The organism is Parapedobacter lycopersici (assembly GCF_040395035.1).
GTDB classification, from domain to species: domain Bacteria; phylum Bacteroidota; class Bacteroidia; order Sphingobacteriales; family Sphingobacteriaceae; genus Parapedobacter; species Parapedobacter lycopersici_A.
This window is the reverse complement of the sequence record NZ_JBEBRB010000010.1, coordinates 1-20634: the sequence shown is the minus strand read 5'-3', so window position 1 is coordinate 20634 and position 20634 is coordinate 1. Positions and strand designations below refer to the sequence as shown.

Genomic DNA, 20634 nt, shown 5'->3' with positions numbered 1-20634 from the left:
CCAAAGGCGGTAAAGGGTGGGAAGCTCATCCGTTATCCGAAACAAAGATACTTTAGTTCCGTATACTCGTCGAGTCCATGCCTGGAACCTTCGCGGCCGATTCCGGATTGTTTAATGCCGCCAAAGGGAGCTACTGCATTAGAAAGTAATCCGGTATTCACCCCCACCATGCCTGCTTCCAGCGCTTCGGATACCCGCCAGCAACGGTTTACATCACGACTGTAAAAATAAGCTGCTAATCCAAATTCGGTGTTATTGGCCAATGCAATGCCCTGTTCTTCCGTTTTAAATCGGAATAATGCGCATACAGGCCCAAAAGTCTCTTCACGAGCGATGTATGCATCCGCTGGTACGTCGGCAAGCACCGTGGGTTGGAAAAAGAGGCCTTTTTTTGCTTTTCCCCCCGTCAGTAGCATGGCACCCTTTGTGAGCGCGTCTGATACATGTGCCTTTACCTTTTCCAGGCCCTTTTGATTGATAAGCGGGCCTACCTGAACACCTTCTTCCAGGCCGTTCCCTACCCGGAGTTTTTTAACAGCGGCGGTCAGTTTTTTGGCAAAGGCATCAAATATACCGTCTTGTACCAGGAACCGATTTACGGATACGCAGGTCTGGCCGGAATTACGGAATTTACCGGCAATCGCGCCACTCACCGCAGCATCGACATCGGCATCGTCAAAAACGAGAAAAGGTGCATTGCCGCCGAGTTCCAGCGATACTTTTTTGATGGTGCCGGCGGCCTGTTCCATCAACTGGCGGCCTACGGCTGTAGAGCCGGTGAAGGAGATTTTCCGGACCTTTTCGTTGGTGGTTAATTCCTTTCCCATGCCACTGCTGTCTTTGCCAGTAATCACATTGAATACCCCGGGAGGGAAACCAGCCTGATCCGCAAGTACCGCCAGCGCCAGTGCGGTCAGCGGTGTTTCAGATGCCGGCCGCAACACGGCGGTACAGCCGCTGGCCAATGCAGGTGCAACTTTCCGGGTAATCATGGCCAACGGGAAGTTCCACGGCGTAATGGCGGAAACTACGCCCACGGGTTGGCGAATAGTGACGAGCCGCTGATCGGCTTTGGGCGCAGGGATGGTTTCGCCATACGCCCGCTTGGCTTCTTCGGCAAACCATTCTACAAAAGAGGCGCCATAGTTCACCTCGGTAAGGCTTTCAGCAAGGGGCTTTCCGCTTTCCAGGGTCATGATCCGGGCAAGTGCCTCTTTATGCTGGGTAATTAAGACATACCATTGATATACAACCGCGCTGCGTGCGGCAACGGGAGTGTCGCGCCATGCCGGCCAGGCATCGTATGCCTGATCTATAGCCTTTTTACAGGCAGTAATATCCAGGTCAGGTACCGAACCGATAGTCGACCCGTCGGCGGGATTAATGACGTCAAACTGTTTTTTCCCGCGGAGGAATTTTCCGTTAATATAGGCTTTGTTGGTAATGAGATGGTCTTGCATATTTAATAAAATATAATGTTTGTTGATGATATACAAACAACCGACATACTCAACGGTTTTGTTCTGCCTGTGGTAGTCATTTCCAGGGGGGCTATCCACAGCTCGTTTATTTTACTATTTTTGATGCGTAGCATATTGATGCCGGCCATATTGGTGCTTTTCATTCCATAAATTTAGGAAAGTTGATCAAAAATACCACCATATTATTCTTGTTGCGGTTTGTGCGGATGGGGTTGTCGGTGTTTGGCCTTTCGCTGGCAGCCCGCTATTTCGGGATTTCACTGGAGCGGGATGTCTGGCTGCTGGCCTTAAATTTCATTGTGGTGGCTGAAGCCATGGTATGGGGCCCCGTCAATGAAACCTTCCGTGCTAAGTTTGTACTACTTAAGGAGGAACTGGGTGAACAGGCAGTGCTTAACAAAACGAAATCATTGCTGCTGCTGACCGCCCTGTTATCCATGGTTTTGGTTGGTATGGTTATACTGCTACGCGTTCCCATCGCGAAAATGCTGGCTCCCGGGTTTGAGGAAGAACAACTCCAATTTCTTTCGCTCATGCTGCTGGTGCTAACACCGTCGTTACTGTTCAACCAATTCAGTCATATTGGCATTAGTGTACTTAATGCCTATGAGTCTTATTTCCTGCCGGAAATTACGAGTTCGGTAGCCGCACTCGTCAATATCGTGTCCCTGCTCTTTTTGGCGCCCTATATGGGCATTTTTTCATTGCTTGTCGCGTATTATTTCGGGCTTATCCTGATGCTTATCCTGGTTATCCGCCAGTTGAGACGAAAAAAGATCGCGATTTTCAGTGGATTTAACCAGATCCGGATGAGCGATTTTATGCCTTTTTTTTTATATGCCCTACCTTTTTTCGTACCTTACTTTTTTGTTCAACTGAACCTGGTTATTGAAAAATCGCTAGGTAATTTGCTGGGGGAAGGAACGGTATCAGTAATGGACTATTCGCGTAAATTTATCGATATCCCCATGCAGGTAATGTCGAGCGTCATGCTGACACTGCTGGTTCCCGTACTGTCTTCCCGGTTTGCAAAGAAGGACCGGACGGGTTTTTTGCAGGAGTTTAGGCAGGTATTCCAACTCGGATTATTGGTTGTCGCATTTATTATTACTTTTTTTTCTTCCTCGGCTCGTGAACTGATTACGCTGATCTTAGATCACGGGGACCTGATCACGCCGGATGCGGTAACCCTGATCAGCGAGCTGTCCGTATATTATGCGTGGTCCTCGCTCGTAATTTTTACGTACCTTATTTTTGGATTAGCGCTGCTATCCGCTAATCAAGGCTGGATATATGCTGTATTGGGCGTAATCCCACAGCTTCTAATGATTGCGCTGAATTTCCTTTTTTATCGGGATTGGGGTGTGTATGTATTTCCGATTTCTTTACTACTGAGCCATATTTTGTCGGCTGTTATTATGTTCCTGAAATTTCCGGGTGACAATCGTAGATTGATTATGCCTGCTATCCGGTATCTGGGAATGCTTGTTTTATTGGTGGTATTTTCTAAATTGGCAATAACCCAATTGGGAATGCAGTCGCAACATCCTATTTTTGCGATCGTTTGTCACTTAGCCGTTATTGGGCTGGTTTTATTGCTCCTCATGTTAATTTTCCGTGCGGAAGAACTGGTATACTTGAAGAAAGGCTGGAGAAATGTGATGCGATATGGACGAAAATAAGCGATTTTCTGAAGATGTAACGGTTTCTTTCATTATCGTTAACTATCGAACCCCCGAATTGGTACTCCAGTGTATCCAGTCTATCCGACAATATTGCATTACGCTACCGCATGAGATAATCGTTGTTGATAATCATTCACAGGATCATTCTATTGCGGTACTATCATCATGCACGGGTATCCGATTGTTGCAAAATGATGCTAATATTGGTTTTGCTGGAGCAAATAATCGAGGTGCAGCCGTGGCAATAGGTAAATATCTCTACCTATTGAATTCGGATACCTACTTGTTAGATGATGCGACCTCGATACTTGTTGATTACATGGAAGATGAAAAGCATGCTGACGTTGCGATTTGCGGCACGGATTTACTAGATGCAGCGGGTAATAAACAGGCATCGTACGGGAATTTTCCCTCTGTTTCTGAGTTGCTTTTTCAGTTTGGAATGGACCGTGTATTTAGGGGGTATTATGCTACACACCTGTCGCAGGGGGTTGTATGCCATTTCAATACATCGCAAGTAGTCGACTTTGTTTCCGGTGCTTCCATGTTTGTCCGGGCGGAGATATATCGTCAGCTAAATGGACTGGATGAAGATTATTTTCTTTATTTTGAAGAAACAGATTTTGCCTTCCGGGCACAGCGGCTTGGATGGAGAACCATATTGCTTCCCGAGGTGCGGGTGGTGCATCTGGAAGGGGGATCCCAATCGGCAGCAAAGTACTTTATCAAACTGGCGCGTTTCACCAAAGGGAAATTTTTGTTTTTTAAGAAGCATAAAAGCCAGATTACTGTTTTTTTTGTGCGGATATTGCTGCTATTACGTCTATTTTTGGCGGGCTTGCGTCGCTGGGACAAGCAATATTTCAGATTAATGTATCGCATAGCCAAAGCCTGAAGGACAATTTTGTACGGGCGACACATCTTGCAGGAAGTGACAATGGATAAGCGAAATTACCAAAAGACATCTTGCAGCGAATCTATTCTGTTTGCACCTTGTGTAAAAATGATGAAAATATGGGCTTAATAAACACCCATAAAAGACAAGTGATTTTCGGATGAAAAAATTTTTAATAGTATTTGGCACCAGACCTGAAGCAGTAAAAATGGCCCCGGTAGTTAAAGCGCTGCAACGCTATCCGGAACGGATTGACCTAAAGGTGTGCGTAACAGCACAGCATCGGGAAATGTTGGATCAAGTGCTCCGTTTTTTTGAGCTTGTTCCTGATTTTGACCTTGACTTGATGCGCTATAATCAGGATTTGTATGAATTGACTTCGGATATCTTGCTGGGGTTAAAAGGAGTATTGCAGCGGTTTGCCCCCGATATGGTGCTGGTGCACGGTGATACTTCCACTTCTTCCGTCACTGCGTTGGCGGCGTACTATGCGAAGATTCCGGTCGCCCACATAGAAGCCGGATTACGCACATACGACCTGTATGAGCCGTTTCCGGAAGAAGTAAACCGACAGTTGACCGGACGGATAGCAAACCTACATTTTGCTCCTACAGATTTTGCAAAGCATAATTTATTGAACGAACGTGTTCCTGAATCAGCTATCCATGTGACAGGCAATACGGTGATCGATGCATTATATTGGGCCAGGGAGCGCCTGAATCATTATTCAGATGAAGAGATTCGTACCCTACAATCAACGGTAAATCTACAAAAGAAGCTGATTCTGGTAACTGCTCATCGTCGAGAAAATCAGGGCGAAGGCATGGCAAATATCTGCGATGCGCTCCATGAAATCGCTAGCAGAAATGAGGTAGAAATAGTTTTTCCAGTACATTTGAATCCCAGTGTACAAGGCCCGGTATACGACCGATTGAGCGGTGTTCCAAATATAAAATTGCTTTCACCGCTAGGGTATCCTGCGTTTACGTGGCTTATGATCCGATCGTACATTATCATTACAGATAGTGGAGGGATACAGGAAGAAGCTCCAGGGCTGGGAAAACCAGTGCTGGTTATGCGTAATGTGACGGAACGACCGGAAGCAGTAAATGCAGGCGTAGTCAAATTAGTAGGCACCGATAAGACATGCATTATTCAGGAAACAGAAAGATTAATCCAGGATCCTGCTGTTTACGCCATCATGTCTCAGGCCACAAATCCATATGGCGATGGTAAGAGTGCTCAGCGCATTGCCGAAACGCTGCTGAACAATGGACAATAAACGGAAAAGATATGGTATTGATATTGGCTGATTTTCCGAATGAAAAAAACCGGCATGAAGGAATGGCTCAGCGCATACTGGCAATAGATCAGCAGATACAGCCTGTTGATCGCCAATACCTATTTGTATCGCACCGGCGTTTTTTTCAAAGCGAAGCCGAGCCTGTTGGCGAGCGGGCTATCCAGTATCGATATAATCTTTTTCGCCATTTTTTTTTAATCCTCAAGCAGCTGCGAAGTGCACAGACTATTTATATCCATTCCGTAATTAACCTGCTTCCAATTTTACCACTTTTCCCTTTTCTCAGGAAAAAGACATTTGTCATATTAGATGCTCATGGCGTAGTACCTGAAGAACAACAGCTTGCAGGGCGGCGATTTAAAAGTTTCCTGTACGCGCTGGTGGAGCGGATGGCCATTATCCGAGTAAATCTAGTATTGGTCGTCACTGAAGCCATGGAGACGTACCTTCGGAAGAAATATCCGCAGTCGTCACCGACGTATGTACGTTATGGGATTTTTCCAGCACACCTGGACCCTTCAATGCCGCTGACCCCAGGTGAAAGTATTACCGATGATGGGTTAGTAAGGGTTATTTACAGTGGGAATTTGCAGTCGTGGCAAAATATTGATCTCATGATCCAATTGATTAAGACAAACCAGGACAATCGCATCCGGTATGATATCCTTACCGGTGAACCGATAGTGATGAAAAAAAGGTTAGCAGCGGAAGGCGTTGCCCTGCATAATGTGCATGTGCAGACAGTAACCCCGTCGGAGCTAGGAGATTATTACCGGGCAGCCCATTATGGAATCGTATTACGCGACGATATTCCGGTCAACCGGGTTGCCTGTCCAACCAAATTGGTGGAATACTTATATTATGGCATGATCCCCATTGTGAAAAGTGTACATATTGGTGACTTTGCCGCAATGGGTTACGAATACCTAGCATATGAATCATTTTCTTCGCAGGTCACGGCAAGGAAAAGTGCAGTAAATCAGGCTGTCGCTCGGGGAATGATTGAACAGCATCGACAGATAGACATTAAAACGATTTTAACCGGCAAGTAAATGAAACAACCGGCAGTGGAAATACTCATGGCCACCTATAACGGTGCAGCCTATATTGAGGAACAGATTCGGTCTTTGCAAGCCCAGACATTCCCTCATTGGCGGTTGTTAATCCACGATGACGGTTCCACAGATACAACAACTGATATCGTAGCCGGTTTTTCTAAACAGGATGACCGAATCCGAATGCTATCGGACAATGTAAATGGTGTTGGAGCAGCACATAACTTTTTACACCTTTTGGCACATACAGACGCTGACATTGTCATGCTGTGCGACCAGGACGATAGCTGGTTGCCGGATAAGATTGAGATCATGCTGTCAGCGTTAATGACAATGGATGGCCCCGCGTTGGTGTACTCGAATGCCTACTACCTGAATAACGGACGGGTTATCAAGCGCCAGGTAACGCGGTTGCATCCGACTATGCTCGACAATTTCCTGTTTCTAAATTCGGGTATCCAGGGTTGCTCAATGATGATGAATCGAGCGTTGATAAATATACTTGGGAGGCCGCCGGCGACTGTTGTGATGCATGACCACCTGATTACATTGGGTGCATTATGTTTCGGTCAGCTTCGGTATATTGATAAGGTATTGATGCTGTACCGGCAACATGGAGACAATGTAACTGCGCACCATGTAAATCGTTGGAAGCAGGCAAAAAGGTGGTTTTTTACCGATGAAGGTGTTGTAGATCGCCGTCATTTCGATGCCGTGTATGCTTTTTATCAACATTATAAAGATCAACTGGATGATAGCCAACGGCATGTATTCAAAGAATATTTTAAATTTGTAATGAGCGCAGGTTTGCCTGAGCGACTCCGGATCGTCCGGCGTAACCGGTTTAGTTTGGGAGGTAATCAGGCGATACTGTTGGTGAAGACACTGTTGAGAAAAACGATAACTGAACGATAATTCGGGATGGTCTATTATTATATCCTCGTTTTCTTTTCTGCCGCCATGGTCGTGTTCGACTTCGTGAAGGATCGTCATATACAGCTGATTTTTTTTGTGTTGCAATGCTTGGCGCTCACGTTATTCGCAGGGCTTCGGGCCGTAGGCGTAGATAATGACAGCCTGAATTACTGGGGAGCGTTCCAGCAAGCCGGGGGATTATCATGGGAAGAATTATGGCAGGGTGATTATACTTCCTCTATTGAGCGGGGATATATGCTGTTGAATAAGCTGGTTAACTCGGCGGGAATGAGTATCCACGTGGTCTTTATGGTGATGGCGGTTATGACCGGCCTTGTGAACTATACACTCATTTTCAAAAAAAGCCCTTTCCCATTTACTTCACTATTGATCTATGTGGGGTTCTTTTTTTTTTACCGGGACTTCACGCAAATTCGCTATGCGTTAGCGGCCGGTGTCGGGATGTGGGCGATATTCCTGTTTTTGCAACAACATTACGGGCGTTCGTTCTTATTAGTCATTGTGTTTGCCTTTATTCATAGTTCTGTACTGATCGTATTACCTTTTATGCTGGCATTTGCAGTATTCCGTAATCGGTTTGTCTATTTTTTACTTCCTATTGTGGGGTTGGTAGGCGGTTTTTTCGATCCAATCGTATTGATTTTTAATTTAATTGGTTTACCAGATACATTGACACGGTATGTGTTGGACAATGAGTTTGGCCGGGGTGGATATGCTATTTCGGCTATTGCCCAATTGGTAATGCTTGGATTTTTGCTGTGCTGGAAATCGCTGTTAGCTTATTATCCCAAACGTCTGGTTGAGGGCTTATTTATAGCACTTTCCCTGGGATCATTCATCAATTTACTCTTTATTTCTTTTTCGATTATGCAGCGGCTCTCCTCACTTTTGTTTGGTATGGTGCTGTTTGCGCTACCATATTTGTTTAAGGCAGTGGAGTCGCGGATCAAACTGGAAGAACAGCTGGCAACAACTGTCGTCCGCCTGATCTTTTGTCTGCTTGCAATGTATTATGGCTTCATGATGATTCATCCAGATATCCTGCAACCGTACCGGATATTGTAGATTTTGGGAGATCCACTATCTTTGCCTACGCCAACTCGATGAAAAAACAAAAGCTATTATATATTATTCACGGCATCCGTACAGGTGGAGCAGAAATTGCTTTTCTTTCTGCATTAGGTGGATTGGTAGCTGCATATGACTTCAAGGCAATATTGCTGGGAAAATCAGATCCGGAACTGTTAAAGGACATTCCCGGTTCCGTGAAATCGCGACTAGAATTATATGATTTTTCGCTGTTGGGATTGTGTTTTCGACTGCCGGCTGTGCTGCATTCCATCCGTCGGTTTTCTCCTGACATTGTGGTTAGCTCCCTTTGGCGGGCGGCAGTACCGGCGACATGGTATAAGTGGGCAAACCCCCAAGTCCGCTATGTAGCTATGGTACACATCAACAAATTTTTTCACGCAGCCGATCGGGTTTTTACCAAGCAGGCAGCCCGGATGGCCGATGCATTGTATGTTGATAGTGAGGCCACCCGGTATTTTGCGGAATTACATTTACCCCAAGGCGATCGTGCAAAAGTGCTTTCTTTCCTCACACGGAAAGCATCCGAAAACAGCATAACACCCGTTTATTCCGAAAAAAAGTTCTGTTTTGTAGGGCGGTTGCATAAAATGAAAAATGTGCCGCAAGCTGTGGAAGCTATCGGCTGGTTGCGTAGCGAAGGCGTTGACGCGCGATTAGATTTGTATGGTAGGGACGACGGCGACAAACAGGCGGTAGATGCGGCTATTCAGGCGAACCAATTAGAAGCATACGTGTGTTGGAAGGGTGAATTTGCACCTGCTGAACGAAGTGCCATTTTTTCACAATATAATTTTTACCTGCAGTTAAGCAGTAATGAGGGAATGGCAATGTCCGTTATCGAAGCCATGCAACACGGACTAGTATGTTTCGTTACACCGGTGGGAGAGATCCCAGCATATGTTCTGGACCAGCATACCGGTATACTGATAGATAACAGCAATGAGAAGCAATGGGAAATGTCTCTGATGCGGATGAAACACGTCGTGACCAATGCTGCTCTATGCCAAAAAATCGCAGAGAACGGTCGACGTTACTTTGCGGACAGACCTGATTTTACTACGTCGCTGTTAGCCGCATTGCAGGAATTCAATGACCCAAAAATTAGTAAATAATGCATGAAAGGTAAACGTATTTTATTCGTGGCGAATACCGCATGGAGTATGTACAATTTCCGGTTGGGGTTAATGAAAACATTACGCGACTTAGGATTCCGTGTTTCCGTGGCAGCACCGTACGACGCTTATTCGGATAAAATGATGGAAGCAGCTATTGACGTAATCCGGCTGGAAAAACTACGGGCGAGTGGCAAGAACCCAATTGATGAGTGGGCGTTTTATCGTGAATTGCTGTCGGTATACAAACATTACAAACCTGATCTCATCTTTCATTATACCATTAAACCTAATATTTATGGCGTGCTGGCTGCAAAAAAACTGGGTATACCAACCATTGCAGTAACCACCGGGTTGGGTTATGTGTTTAACAATCGGAACCTGGTATCATTGGCAGGCAGGTGGCTTTACCGGTATGCACTTCCGAAGGCGGATGCGGTATGGTTTCTGAACCGGGAGGACCAGGCCAGTTTCCGTAAACATATCGGCCTGTCTCAGGAAAAAATGCAACTCCTACCGGGGGAAGGTATAAATACTTCGATATTTGAACGTCGGGTACCCCTAGATTTTACGGAAACAGTTTTTCTATTTACCGGAAGAATGCTTTATGAGAAGGGGGTGGAGGTATTGGTCTCATCTGTAAGGCGACTCCTGGAAGAGGGGCATTCCTTTACGTGTCTGCTACTCGGGTTTCTTGATATTGAAAACCCGTCGGCTATACCCCGTGAAAAATTAATACAATGGGAAAAGGATGGACTCATTACCTACCTCGGCAGTACAGATAACGTATTACCGTATCTGGAAAAGGCAAATTGTTTTGTTTTCCCGTCCTATTATAGTGAAGGCGTACCAAAAAGCCTGTTGGAAGCTGCGAGCATGGAAATGCCGATTATCACTACTGATAATGTCGGTTGCCGGGATGTTGTTGAGCATGGAAAAACAGGCTTGATTGCGGCACCTAAAAGTGAATTGTCCCTCGCGGAGCGAATGAAACAGTTTTTGAATTTGACCACGCAGGAAAAAATAAAAATGGGGCAATTGGGCCGGGAAAAGGTTCATGAGGCTTTTGGAGAAGACAAGGTGATTTCAATTTACCTGCGCAGCATTGGCGCAATGCTGGAAAATAAATCGGTTGAGGTATGATATTTGTGATTACATTACTTAATTTACTGACTAATTTGTGTTTATGAGCTGGAAAAAGGACTTACTCTCACTGTTTTTACTGTTGTTGGGGAGCCAATTTGTATTTTCCCAGGTATTGCCGGTAGGCACGCCGGTATTGGAAGATAAGTATCGTAGGGATCAGTTGCTGGGATTGGTAGACTCTTCGATTTCTTTTGTGATCAGACCCTTAACGGCGGCGGCGCTTGGCCGGACCAACTTATTCGATCCCCTGGGAGACGCTCAGTCGGCACCTTATATTTATGAACACCCTGACCAAGGCGGCCTCGCAGTACAATTGCTTCCCGCCCGATTTCAATACCAGTTGAATAGTTCGCACCCCTATGGTTGGAACGACGGACCGTTGGTTCCCTCAAAAGGAATGCAGGCGTTTTTAACCGGAGGCATTTTTGCACAGTATAAATTTATTACATTACAGCTGCAACCCGAGTTGATGGCAGCAAGTACAGGATTTTATGATGGTATGGGAAACTTGCGAGGTTATGGCCTCGAATGGTATCGTGCAGTCGGCAATAAAATTGACATGCCGGAGTATTTCGGGAGGAATGGATACGCACGGGCATACCTCGGACAGAGTAGCCTTCGATTTAATTTTGATCCGATTTCAATTGGGGTCTCCACAGAAAATCTGTGGTGGGGACCGGGTCGGGAAAACGCCCTGCTGTTGAGTAACACGGCACCCGGATTTCTGCATTTTACGATTAACACTACCAAACCAGTGGCTACTCCGGTAGGCTTGTTCGAGGCCCAGTTGGTTGGTGGCAAACTAAAACAGTCAGGCTTTCCTCCGTCTAGCGATAAGGAGCTGCAGCATTTTGAACAATATTATATAGAAAAGCCAAAAGACGATCGGTATTTTTCAGGCATGATCGTAAGCTATCAGCCTAAGTGGATCCCAGGTCTCTCATTAGGATATATCGGTACGTTTATCGCTAATATGGACCATTTATCTGGGCTTAATGACTACCTTCCCTTTTTAAAGTCGACCCCTAAAACGATAACCTACCTGGACGATCTGGGAAAAGAGCGGAAGACCCGGACAACCCGTGATCGATACCATTCTGCTTTTTTTCGCTGGGTAATGCCGGCCGCTCACATCGAAGTATACGGTGAATATGGCCGGAACAACAGTGCAGCAAACTTCCGGGATTTGGTGGTAAGACCCAATCAGTCAAGGGCTTTTGTCCTGGGGTTCCGAAAACTGGTTCCCTTGTCGTTTTCGCCGGGCGACTATTTCCAGCTAGCATTTGAGGCCACAGAGCTATCAAGGCCTCCTGCACATTTTTTAAGAAACAGCCAAACGTGGTATACCCACCCAATTGTCCGGGATGGATATACGCACCGCGGTCAAGTATTGGGGGCGGGTATCGGACCAGGGAGTAACGTACAGAGTTTTGATTTTTCCTGGATCAGAGATATTAAGCAGGTCGGCCTAAAAGTGGAACGACTGGTACGGAATGAAGACTTTTTTTATACCTATGTTTATGATCTGCGGCGCTCATGGGTAGATCTGACGTTTTCTGGATATGCCAATTGGAATTATAAGAATCTGTTGTTTTACGGTAATATGGGCTATTCTTATGCACATAACTACCGGTATGAATTCAGCCAGCCTGTTCCGCAGAATGATTTCTGGAATTTTGGAAGGGAAGATAGAGGAAACTTCATGATGCAGCTGGGTATATCCTATCGGTTTAAATAGACTTCACAACGAAAATTAGACAGGCAGTAAACAACAATTATGAGAACCAAATATACGGGAACAGTAGGTATGGTAGTTGGAATGATGTTATTCGCTCTCGGGGGAATAGCGCAGACCGTTCCATTGAATCTCCCCGAATTAACAGATTATTATCGGCGTCGCCAGTTACTTGGTGCATTAGACTCTACCATCTCATTTAATGTGCAGCCATTGGGTGATGTGGAATATGCCGATGGAAAAGATGATGGTAATAGTCCTGCGATGTCTGCCACAGGATACCGGTCCCCGGCCGGCTTTATCGTAAAGCCGTTGCCCGTAACGATGAGGCACCAGCTGGTATCTGCGTATCCCTATGGTTGGAACGATGGTGCAACGATTCCTGCAAGAGGCTATCAGATGTATGCCAGCGCCGGCATTTTCGCACAGTATAAATTCATCAGCGTACAACTGAACCCGGAATTTGTTTATGCACAGAACCGCCGGTACGAGGGATATGGCGGGGCGGCAGGACCGGATCGCAATTGGTATAGTAGGATAGGAAATCGATTTGATGCGCCGGAATTGTTTGGTAACGGTAGTTATTCAAAAGTATATCCGGGCCAAAGCAGTGTCCGACTGACCTATAAGGGAGCGTCGCTGGGCTTTTCCACGGAGAATATCTGGTGGGGACCGGGCCGGCGCAATGCCATTATCATGAGCAACAACGCGCCGGGGTTCCGTCATGTAACATTGAACACAACCAAACCCATAAACACAATAATTGGTTCATTTGAGGGGCAAATCGTAGGGGGGCGACTGGAAGCATCGGGTTATCCGGCATCCCTGCTGGGTGATACGAGCATCCATTCGGCTTACCAGCGTGAACGCAGGGGCGACTGGCGGTATTTTTCAGGGATGGTGCTTAGCTACCAACCGAAGTGGGTACCCGGCTTCAGCCTGGGTTTTGCGAGAGCATTTACCATTTACCGCGACGATATGAATAATTCCTTTGGCGCCTATTTCCCTATTTTTGGCGGGGTGTCTAAAAATAGTGTCACCAATAACGACGGTAGTGAAGATCTACCCAGCGATCAGGTAATTTCGCTGTTCGTCCGATGGGCATTACCTGCGGCCCATTTTGAGTTATATGGCGAATACGGACGTAATGACCATGCCTGGGATGGTCGGGATGGTATTGTACAACTGGATCATACCAGGGCTTATATTTTCGGATTGCGAAAGCTCGTCCCATTGAATGAGGTGCGAGAGACCTACTTGCAGATTGCTGCTGAAATTACCCAAATGGGGGTGACAAACACCCGTCGGATACGTGCTGCGGGACCGTGGTATGTACATGGTCATCATGGCTATACACACCGTGGACAGGTGCTGGGTGCCGGTATTGGTCCTGGAAGTAACCTGCAATCGCTTGACCTTGGCTGGGTCAAAGGAATGAAACAGGCGGGGCTACGGGTAGAACGGTTTACACATGATGAGGATTTTGCGAATTTTTATATTAATCGACCTGACTTTCGACGCAATTGGGTAGATCTCAGTTTTGAAGGCTACGCGGTTTGGGATTACCAGCGTTGGCTCGGGAGCCTGGCTGTACAATATATCCATGCCTACAATTATCAATACGGATTTGACTTCCAGAACACCGTTGGGTATTGGGGATTCACGCCGCAGGATAAGTCTAACTTTTTAATGAAATTAGGGGTCATGTATCGTTTTTAATGTTTTTCTACTATCTTAACCGGATAAAACGGAAAAACACACTACTTTTACACCTGCTAAATCAATGATGTTTAAAAACAGGTGCATCATCTAATGTTTTCAACTATGGGGCTGCGTTTTATTGGATTGATTGTGGTATTTGTCGTGGGGCTCGGTTTGCCGTCCGTGTGGGCACAGACCATTAATCCTGATGATCTTTCCACTGTGCGTGTCGACGAGTTATCCGATGCGCAAATCCAGACGTACTTACAGCAGGCTCAGGCCTCTGGACTGTCGGAGGCTGAAATGGAGCAAATGGCGTTACAGCGGGGTATGCCTGTTGAAGAAGTAGAAAAACTGCGTAAACGTATTGAGCGTATCCAGGGCGGACAAGGTTCTACTTCTAACCAACCTCCTGCACCCATTGACCGTCCGGTGGTGAACCGGGAAGTGAGTGATTCGTCGTCGTTAACAAATAAAGTTGCAACTGATTCGCTACCTGACGATTCCATCTCCGCTGGTTCACTGGAGATATTCGGAAGCAGTCTATTTGAGGGCCAGACGGCGCGGTTTGAGCCGAACCTACGCATGGCAACACCAAGCAACTATGTTATCGGTCCGGATGACCAGGTCTTGATTGATATTTATGGAAAATCGGAAGCGTTTCATAACCTGACGGTGACCCCCGAAGGCAATATTGTTATTCCTTATGTAGGAGTAGTCGCTGTAAATGGCCTAACTATGGAGGCAGCAGCAGCGCGTATTGAACAACGTATGGCCATGGTATATCCGGCGATCAAAACGGGCGATACCCGTATATTAGTGAGTTTAGGAAATGTCAGGACTATTAAAATTGTGATTACCGGTGAAGTGAAAACCCCCGGAACCTACTCGTTACCTTCCGTAGCAACAGTCTTCAATGCGCTGTACCTTTCCGGCGGCCCCACAGCACGGGGTTCGTTCAGGGATATCCGCTTGATACGGGGGGGAAAAGAAATAGCCACACTTGATATCTATGATGTACTGATGAACGGCGCGTTCGCTGATAACGTGGGATTGCGTGACCAGGATATTCTGATGGTGCCGCCGTATCAGCGCCGGGTTGAGTTGCGGGGAGAGGTGAAACGGCCAGCCATCTTTGAGCTAAAACCAACTGAAACGTTTGAAGACCTTTTGCGATACGCTGGTGGATTTACCGAGGAAGCGTACCGTGAACGGGTGAAGGTAACACGCAATACAGCAACTGAAAAACGTATTGAGGATCTGCTGGCCAGTCAAATGGGACAATTTGAGCCTCAATCAGGTGATCAATACATTGTGGGAAGAATCCTCGATCGTTATGCCAACCGGGTAACAATAAATGGTGCTGTTTTTCGTCCGGGTGTGTATGAATTGAGCAGCGGTCTAACATTGTCAATGTTGATTAAAAAAGCGGAAGGGGTAAAAGAGGATGCTTTTCTAAACCGGGGGTACATTCTCCGGTTGCAGGACGACCTGCAGACAGAACAAATCGCTTTTAATGTGGCAGCAATTTTAGCGGGCACCGAACCTGATGTCGAACTTAAAAGGGAGGACGTCATCCGTATTTCGTCGATCTTTGATCTGAAAGAAGAATTTTCGGTACGGATCGACGGCGAGGTACGGAATCCGGGAATCTTTGATTACGCAGCGGGAATGACATTGCAAGACCTTATTATGCAGGCCGGTGGATTCCGGGAAAGCGCCTCTACGAAACGGATAGAAGTATCCCGGCGTATGAAGAATGCAGATGCACTGTCTATCGCTGCGCAAACGGCAGAAATATTCCAGGTCAATATTAATAGAACGCTTGATGACGAGGCGAATTTTGAACTCATGCCATTTGATATCGTCGTCGTCCGTACAGAAGCGGGGTATGAAACACAAAAGACCGTACAGATCGAGGGAGAGGTGCTATATCCTGGGCGTTATACGATCACAAAAAAGAATGAACGTATTTCGGACCTTGTCAAACGTGCTGGCGGTTTTACGCCGTTTGCATATATTGAAGGGGCTTCACTGAAAAGAGCGGGAAATATCACACAGAAAATGGCTGAAACAGAACGGGAGCGCAGTGAAAAAACATTGAAACAACAGGATGAATATGAGCGCATGGTAGCGTTACGTTACCTCCAGCAAAATACAAATAGCATTAATGAACTTCATCTCAGCCGTAATCTAAACAATGATTTTGTGGGAATCAACTTGGAACGGATTATCCAGAAGCCCGGAACGAGAGGTGATCTCATCTTGGAGGACGGAGACGTCATCCGTGTACCCAAAGAGCTTCAAACAGTGGAAGTCTCGGGAGAAGTATTGGCTCCTTCTACGGCAATTTATGCACCGAACAAAGGATTTAAACAATATATCAATCAGGCAGGTGGGTTTTCGCAGCGCGCACTGCGGAAAAACGCATATATCATTTATGCCAATGGCTCGGTAAAAAGCACAAACCGATTCTTGTTTTTTAACAATTATCCACCGGTAAAACCCGGAGCAGAGATATTTGTACCCCAGGCGCCAGAGCGTTTACGAATGGGGCCGCAGCAATGGCTGGGTTTCAGTACGGGCTTGGCATCGCTGGTGGCGATTATCGTAACAATTGTAAGGTAATCCGATCATATACAAGAAAACAACATGCCTGAACATGCCAGACAACGATAAGCACATTGGAAAAGGAAATGACCAGGAAGTGAGCCTAAAGGTATTGCTATTGAATTTTAATGCCTTTTTGTTTTATTCATTGAAAAAATGGCGGCTGGTTCTGACTTTTGTGATCATCGGTGCCCTCCTTGGCTTGGGAGTAGCATTGTTTAAACGGACTCAGTATACCGCGTCATTAAGCTTTGTACTGGAAGAACAATCGGGGGGCGGATCAATGGGGGCAGCAGCAAGCATAGCGGCACAATTTGGGATCAATTTGGGAGCAATGGGTCAATCGGCCGGATTTTTCCAGGATGACAATATCATCGAGTTTCTGAAATCGCGTTCCATGATCGATGAGACTTTATTATCGATGGCAATCATCAATGGGAAATCAGAGCGATTGGTTGATCGTTATGTTGATTTTAAGGGGCTAAGAAAGAAATGGAAAAGCAATAATCGGATTGCAGGCATCCAATTCCAGGATACAACCGGTATTTACCTACAAGATAGCCTAATGGCGATGTTCTACAAAACGATTACCAAGGATCACCTTAATGTTAGAAAGCCGGATAAAAGATTAAACATTATTGAGGTAAGTTTGGAAAGTCCGGACGAACTGTTCTCGAAGGTCTTTGTAGAGAAATTGATTGCCAATGCGTCTGATTTTTATATCCGGACGCGTACTAAACGTGCCCAGGAAAATCTTGATGTGCTGACTTTTCAGGTGGATTCGGTTCGACAGGAACTGAATTCGGCAATTCGCGGAGTCGCAGCCGCCACTGATGCGAACCCCAACCCCAACCGTGCATTTCAGAGTTTACGTGTGGCTTCCCAGCTACGGACGGTAGATGTGCAAGCCAATACAGAAATATTGAAGGAGTTGGTAGCCAATCAAGAGTTGGCGAAAATCACATTACGTAATGAAAAGCCAATTATCCAAACATTGGACCAACCCATTCTGCCACTGAAAAATGACAAGATAGGAAAAGCCAAGGGTATTATTCTTGGCGGTTTCCTCGGTGGGGTCTTTATCGGATTAGGATTGTTGGGAAAATTCCTGTATCGGCGGATCATGGAAGCGTAAGCAATGTTACGCCTACTGGCCGCAGTTCTTCTATATACAATAACCTAAAGATTTTCCTTCATAATGGTGTGGCCCATGCGATCTCGCTTTGCGCGAAGGTATTTTTCGTTATAGGGATTCGACTCAATCTCGATTGGTACATTCTCAATAATCTCCAATCCATATCCAATAAGACCCGCTCTTTTCGTTGGGTTATTGCTCATCAAGCGCATTTTGGTAACGCCAAGATCGCGAAGGATCTGGGCACCTACACCGTAATCGCGATGGTCGGGTTTGAAACCTAACTGGACATTGGCATCTACAGTATCTAGACCACTTTCCTGCAGATTATAGGCATGGAGTTTATTAATGAGCCCGATACCCCGGCCTTCCTGATTCATGTATACCACTACACCTTTGCCCTCAGCCTCTATCATTTGCAGGGCACGGTGGAGCTGCGGTCCGCAGTCGCATCGGCAGGAGCCGAAAATATCACCGGTAAGACAGGAACTGTGCACCCGAACCAGAATGGGTTCTTCTGGTTCCCATTTACCTTTGTAAATGGCAATGTGCTGTTCGCCTGTATTTTTCTGGGTATAGGCCATGAGATTAAACTGTCCCCAAGTCGTGGGTAAATTCACAGAAACTTCCCGCGTAATCAGGGAGTCCTTGGTGAGTCGGTATTCGATAAGGTCTTTAATCGAAATGATCTTCAGGTTAAAATGTTTCGCAACGTGCATGAGGTCCGGTAACCTAGCCATTTCGCCATCATCCTTGAGTATCTCCACCAATACACCAGCTGGTTCAAAGCCGGCAAGACGGGCAAGGTCGATTGCTGCTTCCGTGTGCCCTGAACGGCGGAGTACGCCACCATCTTTCGCAATAAGGGGGAAAATATGTCCCGGGCGGCCGAATTCTTCGGGTTTTATCGCCGGATTAATTAACGCCCGGATTGTCTTTGAGCGATCCGAAGCAGATATTCCGGTAGTGCAGCCGTAACCTTGTAGATCGACAGATACCGTAAAATTGGTTTCGTAAACTGCCGTGTTCCGACCCACCATTAAGTCCAGATCCAATTCTTTACAGCGTTCCTCGGTCAGTGGTACACATACCAGCCCCCGCCCGTGCGTAGCCATAAAATTAACCACCTCGGGAGTGGCATTATGTGCGGCGGTGATAAAATCGCCTTCGTTTTCGCGGTCTTCGTCATCCACGACAATTACTACTTTCCCGCGTTTTATTTCTTCGATTGCTTCTTCAATCGTGTTTAATCTGATGTCCATTTATGATGCCCTGAAAATACACAAAGATACGTTACTTCGTTTGAGAATCTATAATTACTATGTCAAGAATTTTGGGGGTTAACGGCCGCTTTCGACCGCCTGTTGAACCGAAGTTTCATCCATGCCCATGCCTTTTCCGCTTTTATCCGATACTGTTCAACGTCGAACAGGGCGGAGTCTGTCGCCGCCTTATAGGCCAGAAAAATAGCAAGTGGCGATAAGATGAAAATAGCCATCCACATTCCCCAAAAGGGATCAATACTGCCTTCTTTAGCTGATTTTTCACTTACCGTCGCGATAATATGATAGATAAGGAAGAAGATAATCGCCATAACGACCGGCAGGCCAAGTCCTCCTTTTCGTATGATCGCACCCAATGGAGCACCAATGCAAAAAAGCAGGAGACACGATACGGCCAACGTAAATTTGCGTTGATATTCAATGTTATACCGTATGTCTTTATCCCTATAGAATGCGTCTTCGTTGGTTTTGACGTTGAGAATATCTTTAATATACCGAATCTGGCTTTGGGCACTGCTTATCGCCATGTTACGGTTTTCTTCCGGTATGGCTTCCAGAAATTGCTGGCGATAGCTGACCGGCCTCATTGTTCCCGTATTGTCCGCATTATTGTAATAGGTGCTGAAATAATAGTAATGTGACTGGATTTCGGGCAGTATCGTTGTACGCAGGCTATCCATTTGCATGGCATTTGAATCTGTATAATACCGGAGCTGCTTGAGATTGAGCATGGCATGATGACTTTTAAACAGGCTTTCGTCTGTACGCTTCATTTGAAAGACCGACATGTCAAACTTTTGCTCGGTTTCATCGAAGTAAAACCGGGTAAATTGCTGGCGGGGATTATATACACGGGCATTGCGTGCCCGGCTATCTTCATAGCGCACACCATCCCTGAGTTTCAATATCATGGTATTATTGTCAGGCGAGTTATAGATGTACCCTTCTTTCGCAAGGAGTACCGCATTTGCCGTATTGCTGGTGTTATGATCGTAAATCATGAGGTCGTACAGCATTTTACCATCCCGGCTTTTGCCTTTTGCGCGAATGGAATAACCAGGTATAGTATTGTTAAATATACCTGGCTTAATCAGAAAGTCGGCCTGTTTAATGCGGACATCATAAAGCAATGCGCCCATTTTAAGATTTACAATGGGAAGAATGTAATCACTGAATAGAAAGGCGCCGCCGCTGAAAAGCGATACCAGAATAAACAGCGGCATCATCGCTTTCCGGAGCGATATACCTGCCGCTTTTATGGCGACTAATTCATAGCTTTCGCCCAGATTGCCAAATGTCATGATGGAGGAGAGCAGCATCGACAATGGCATTGCCATGGAAATCTGAACAGCCGATTGATAGGCGAGCAGCTTCAGAATGACATACCACTCAAATCCCTTACCGATCAGGTCGTCAATATATTTGAACAAAAATAGCATCAACAGCACAAACATCACGATGAGAA

15 protein-coding genes are annotated in these 20634 nt (G+C 46.1%); 12 read left to right on the top strand and 3 right to left on the bottom strand.

Annotation, left to right across the window (positions count from 1 at the left end; genetic code table 11):
- Window positions 1-32: 32 nt before the first annotated feature.
- The gene (locus ABWO75_RS04235) at window positions 33-1460 is read right to left on the bottom strand and encodes an NAD-dependent succinate-semialdehyde dehydrogenase (protein ID WP_353182892.1); all 1428 of its coding nucleotides are present in this window, start codon (window positions 1458-1460) and stop codon (window positions 33-35) included.
- 182 nt (window positions 1461-1642) lie between these two features.
- Between ABWO75_RS04235 and ABWO75_RS04230 the strand changes: the two genes are divergently transcribed.
- From ABWO75_RS04230 to ABWO75_RS04175, 12 genes are all read left to right on the top strand, one after another.
- Window positions 1643-3163 (top strand): lipid II flippase MurJ, encoded by a 1521-nt coding sequence (locus ABWO75_RS04230; protein WP_353182890.1) that lies wholly within the window; start codon window positions 1643-1645, stop codon window positions 3161-3163.
- Window positions 3150-4061, top strand: a complete 912-nt coding sequence (locus tag ABWO75_RS04225) for a glycosyltransferase family 2 protein (RefSeq protein ID WP_353182888.1) — start codon at window positions 3150-3152, stop codon at window positions 4059-4061. Before ABWO75_RS04230 ends, ABWO75_RS04225 begins: the two co-directional genes overlap by 14 nt.
- Before the next feature lie 160 nt (window positions 4062-4221).
- Complete coding sequence (wecB, locus tag ABWO75_RS04220) at window positions 4222-5343, top strand: non-hydrolyzing UDP-N-acetylglucosamine 2-epimerase (RefSeq protein WP_353182886.1); 1122 nt, start codon at window positions 4222-4224, stop codon at window positions 5341-5343.
- 11 nt (window positions 5344-5354) lie between these two features.
- Window positions 5355-6416 carry a glycosyltransferase family protein gene (locus ABWO75_RS04215; protein ID WP_353182884.1) on the top strand — a complete coding sequence of 354 codons (1062 nt, stop codon included), beginning with the start codon at window positions 5355-5357 and terminating at the stop codon, window positions 6414-6416.
- Window positions 6417-7334 (top strand): glycosyltransferase, encoded by a 918-nt coding sequence (locus ABWO75_RS04210; RefSeq protein WP_353182882.1) that lies wholly within the window; start codon window positions 6417-6419, stop codon window positions 7332-7334.
- A gap of 6 nt (window positions 7335-7340) precedes the next feature.
- Window positions 7341-8420, top strand: a complete 1080-nt coding sequence (locus ABWO75_RS04205; RefSeq protein ID WP_353182880.1) for an EpsG family protein — start codon at window positions 7341-7343, stop codon at window positions 8418-8420.
- Window positions 8421-8458: 38 nt separating this feature from the next.
- Window positions 8459-9559: a glycosyltransferase family 4 protein gene (locus tag ABWO75_RS04200; protein ID WP_353182878.1), complete on the top strand. Its 1101-nt coding sequence runs from the start codon at window positions 8459-8461 to the stop codon at window positions 9557-9559.
- A gap of 3 nt (window positions 9560-9562) precedes the next feature.
- Complete coding sequence (locus ABWO75_RS04195; protein WP_353182876.1) at window positions 9563-10702, top strand: glycosyltransferase family 4 protein; 1140 nt, start codon at window positions 9563-9565, stop codon at window positions 10700-10702.
- Window positions 10703-10745: 43 nt separating this feature from the next.
- Entirely contained in the window at window positions 10746-12443 is a 1698-nt protein-coding gene (locus tag ABWO75_RS04190) for a capsule assembly Wzi family protein (RefSeq protein WP_353182874.1), read from the top strand.
- A gap of 39 nt (window positions 12444-12482) precedes the next feature.
- A complete protein-coding gene (locus tag ABWO75_RS04185) occupies window positions 12483-14159 on the top strand; it encodes a capsule assembly Wzi family protein (protein WP_353182872.1) in 1677 nt (558 codons plus the stop codon).
- Between the two features lie 93 nt (window positions 14160-14252).
- On the top strand, window positions 14253-16769 hold the full coding sequence (locus tag ABWO75_RS04180) for an SLBB domain-containing protein (protein ID WP_353182870.1): 2517 nt from the start codon (window positions 14253-14255) through the stop codon (window positions 16767-16769).
- A 34-nt stretch (window positions 16770-16803) separates the two neighbouring features.
- Complete coding sequence (locus ABWO75_RS04175; protein WP_353182868.1) at window positions 16804-17886, top strand: GumC domain-containing protein; 1083 nt, start codon at window positions 16804-16806, stop codon at window positions 17884-17886.
- A 44-nt stretch (window positions 17887-17930) separates the two neighbouring features.
- On the opposite strand, the gene ABWO75_RS04170 is transcribed toward ABWO75_RS04175, so the two are convergent.
- Window positions 17931-19148, bottom strand: a complete 1218-nt coding sequence (locus ABWO75_RS04170) for a bifunctional 3,4-dihydroxy-2-butanone-4-phosphate synthase/GTP cyclohydrolase II (RefSeq protein ID WP_353182866.1) — start codon at window positions 19146-19148, stop codon at window positions 17931-17933.
- A 62-nt stretch (window positions 19149-19210) separates the two neighbouring features.
- Window positions 19211-20634: LptF/LptG family permease (locus ABWO75_RS04165; RefSeq protein ID WP_353182864.1), on the bottom strand; the 1424-nt coding region annotated here is incomplete at its 5' end.

Excerpts from the sequence above, each read along its gene's own strand:
- wecB (WP_353182886.1), top strand. The coding sequence starts at position 4,222 with ATGAAAAAATTTTTAATAGTATTTGGCACCAGACCTGAAGCAGTAAAA.
- ABWO75_RS04195 (WP_353182876.1), top strand. The coding sequence starts at position 9,563 with ATGAAAGGTAAACGTATTTTATTCGTGGCGAATACCGCATGGAGTATG.
- ABWO75_RS04175 (WP_353182868.1), top strand. The coding sequence starts at position 16,804 with ATGCCAGACAACGATAAGCACATTGGAAAAGGAAATGACCAGGAAGTG.
- ABWO75_RS04190 (WP_353182874.1), top strand. The coding sequence starts at position 10,746 with ATGAGCTGGAAAAAGGACTTACTCTCACTGTTTTTACTGTTGTTGGGG.
- ABWO75_RS04225 (WP_353182888.1), top strand. The coding sequence starts at position 3,150 with ATGGACGAAAATAAGCGATTTTCTGAAGATGTAACGGTTTCTTTCATT.
- ABWO75_RS04185 (WP_353182872.1), top strand. The coding sequence starts at position 12,483 with ATGAGAACCAAATATACGGGAACAGTAGGTATGGTAGTTGGAATGATG.
- ABWO75_RS04215 (WP_353182884.1), top strand. The coding sequence starts at position 5,355 with ATGGTATTGATATTGGCTGATTTTCCGAATGAAAAAAACCGGCATGAA.
- ABWO75_RS04210 (WP_353182882.1), top strand. The coding sequence starts at position 6,417 with ATGAAACAACCGGCAGTGGAAATACTCATGGCCACCTATAACGGTGCA.
- ABWO75_RS04205 (WP_353182880.1), top strand. The coding sequence starts at position 7,341 with ATGGTCTATTATTATATCCTCGTTTTCTTTTCTGCCGCCATGGTCGTG.
- ABWO75_RS04235 (WP_353182892.1), bottom strand. The coding sequence starts at position 1,460 with ATGCAAGACCATCTCATTACCAACAAAGCCTATATTAACGGAAAATTC.
- ABWO75_RS04170 (WP_353182866.1), bottom strand. The coding sequence starts at position 19,148 with ATGGACATCAGATTAAACACGATTGAAGAAGCAATCGAAGAAATAAAA.
- ABWO75_RS04180 (WP_353182870.1), top strand. The coding sequence starts at position 14,253 with ATGTTTTCAACTATGGGGCTGCGTTTTATTGGATTGATTGTGGTATTT.
- ABWO75_RS04200 (WP_353182878.1), top strand. The coding sequence starts at position 8,459 with ATGAAAAAACAAAAGCTATTATATATTATTCACGGCATCCGTACAGGT.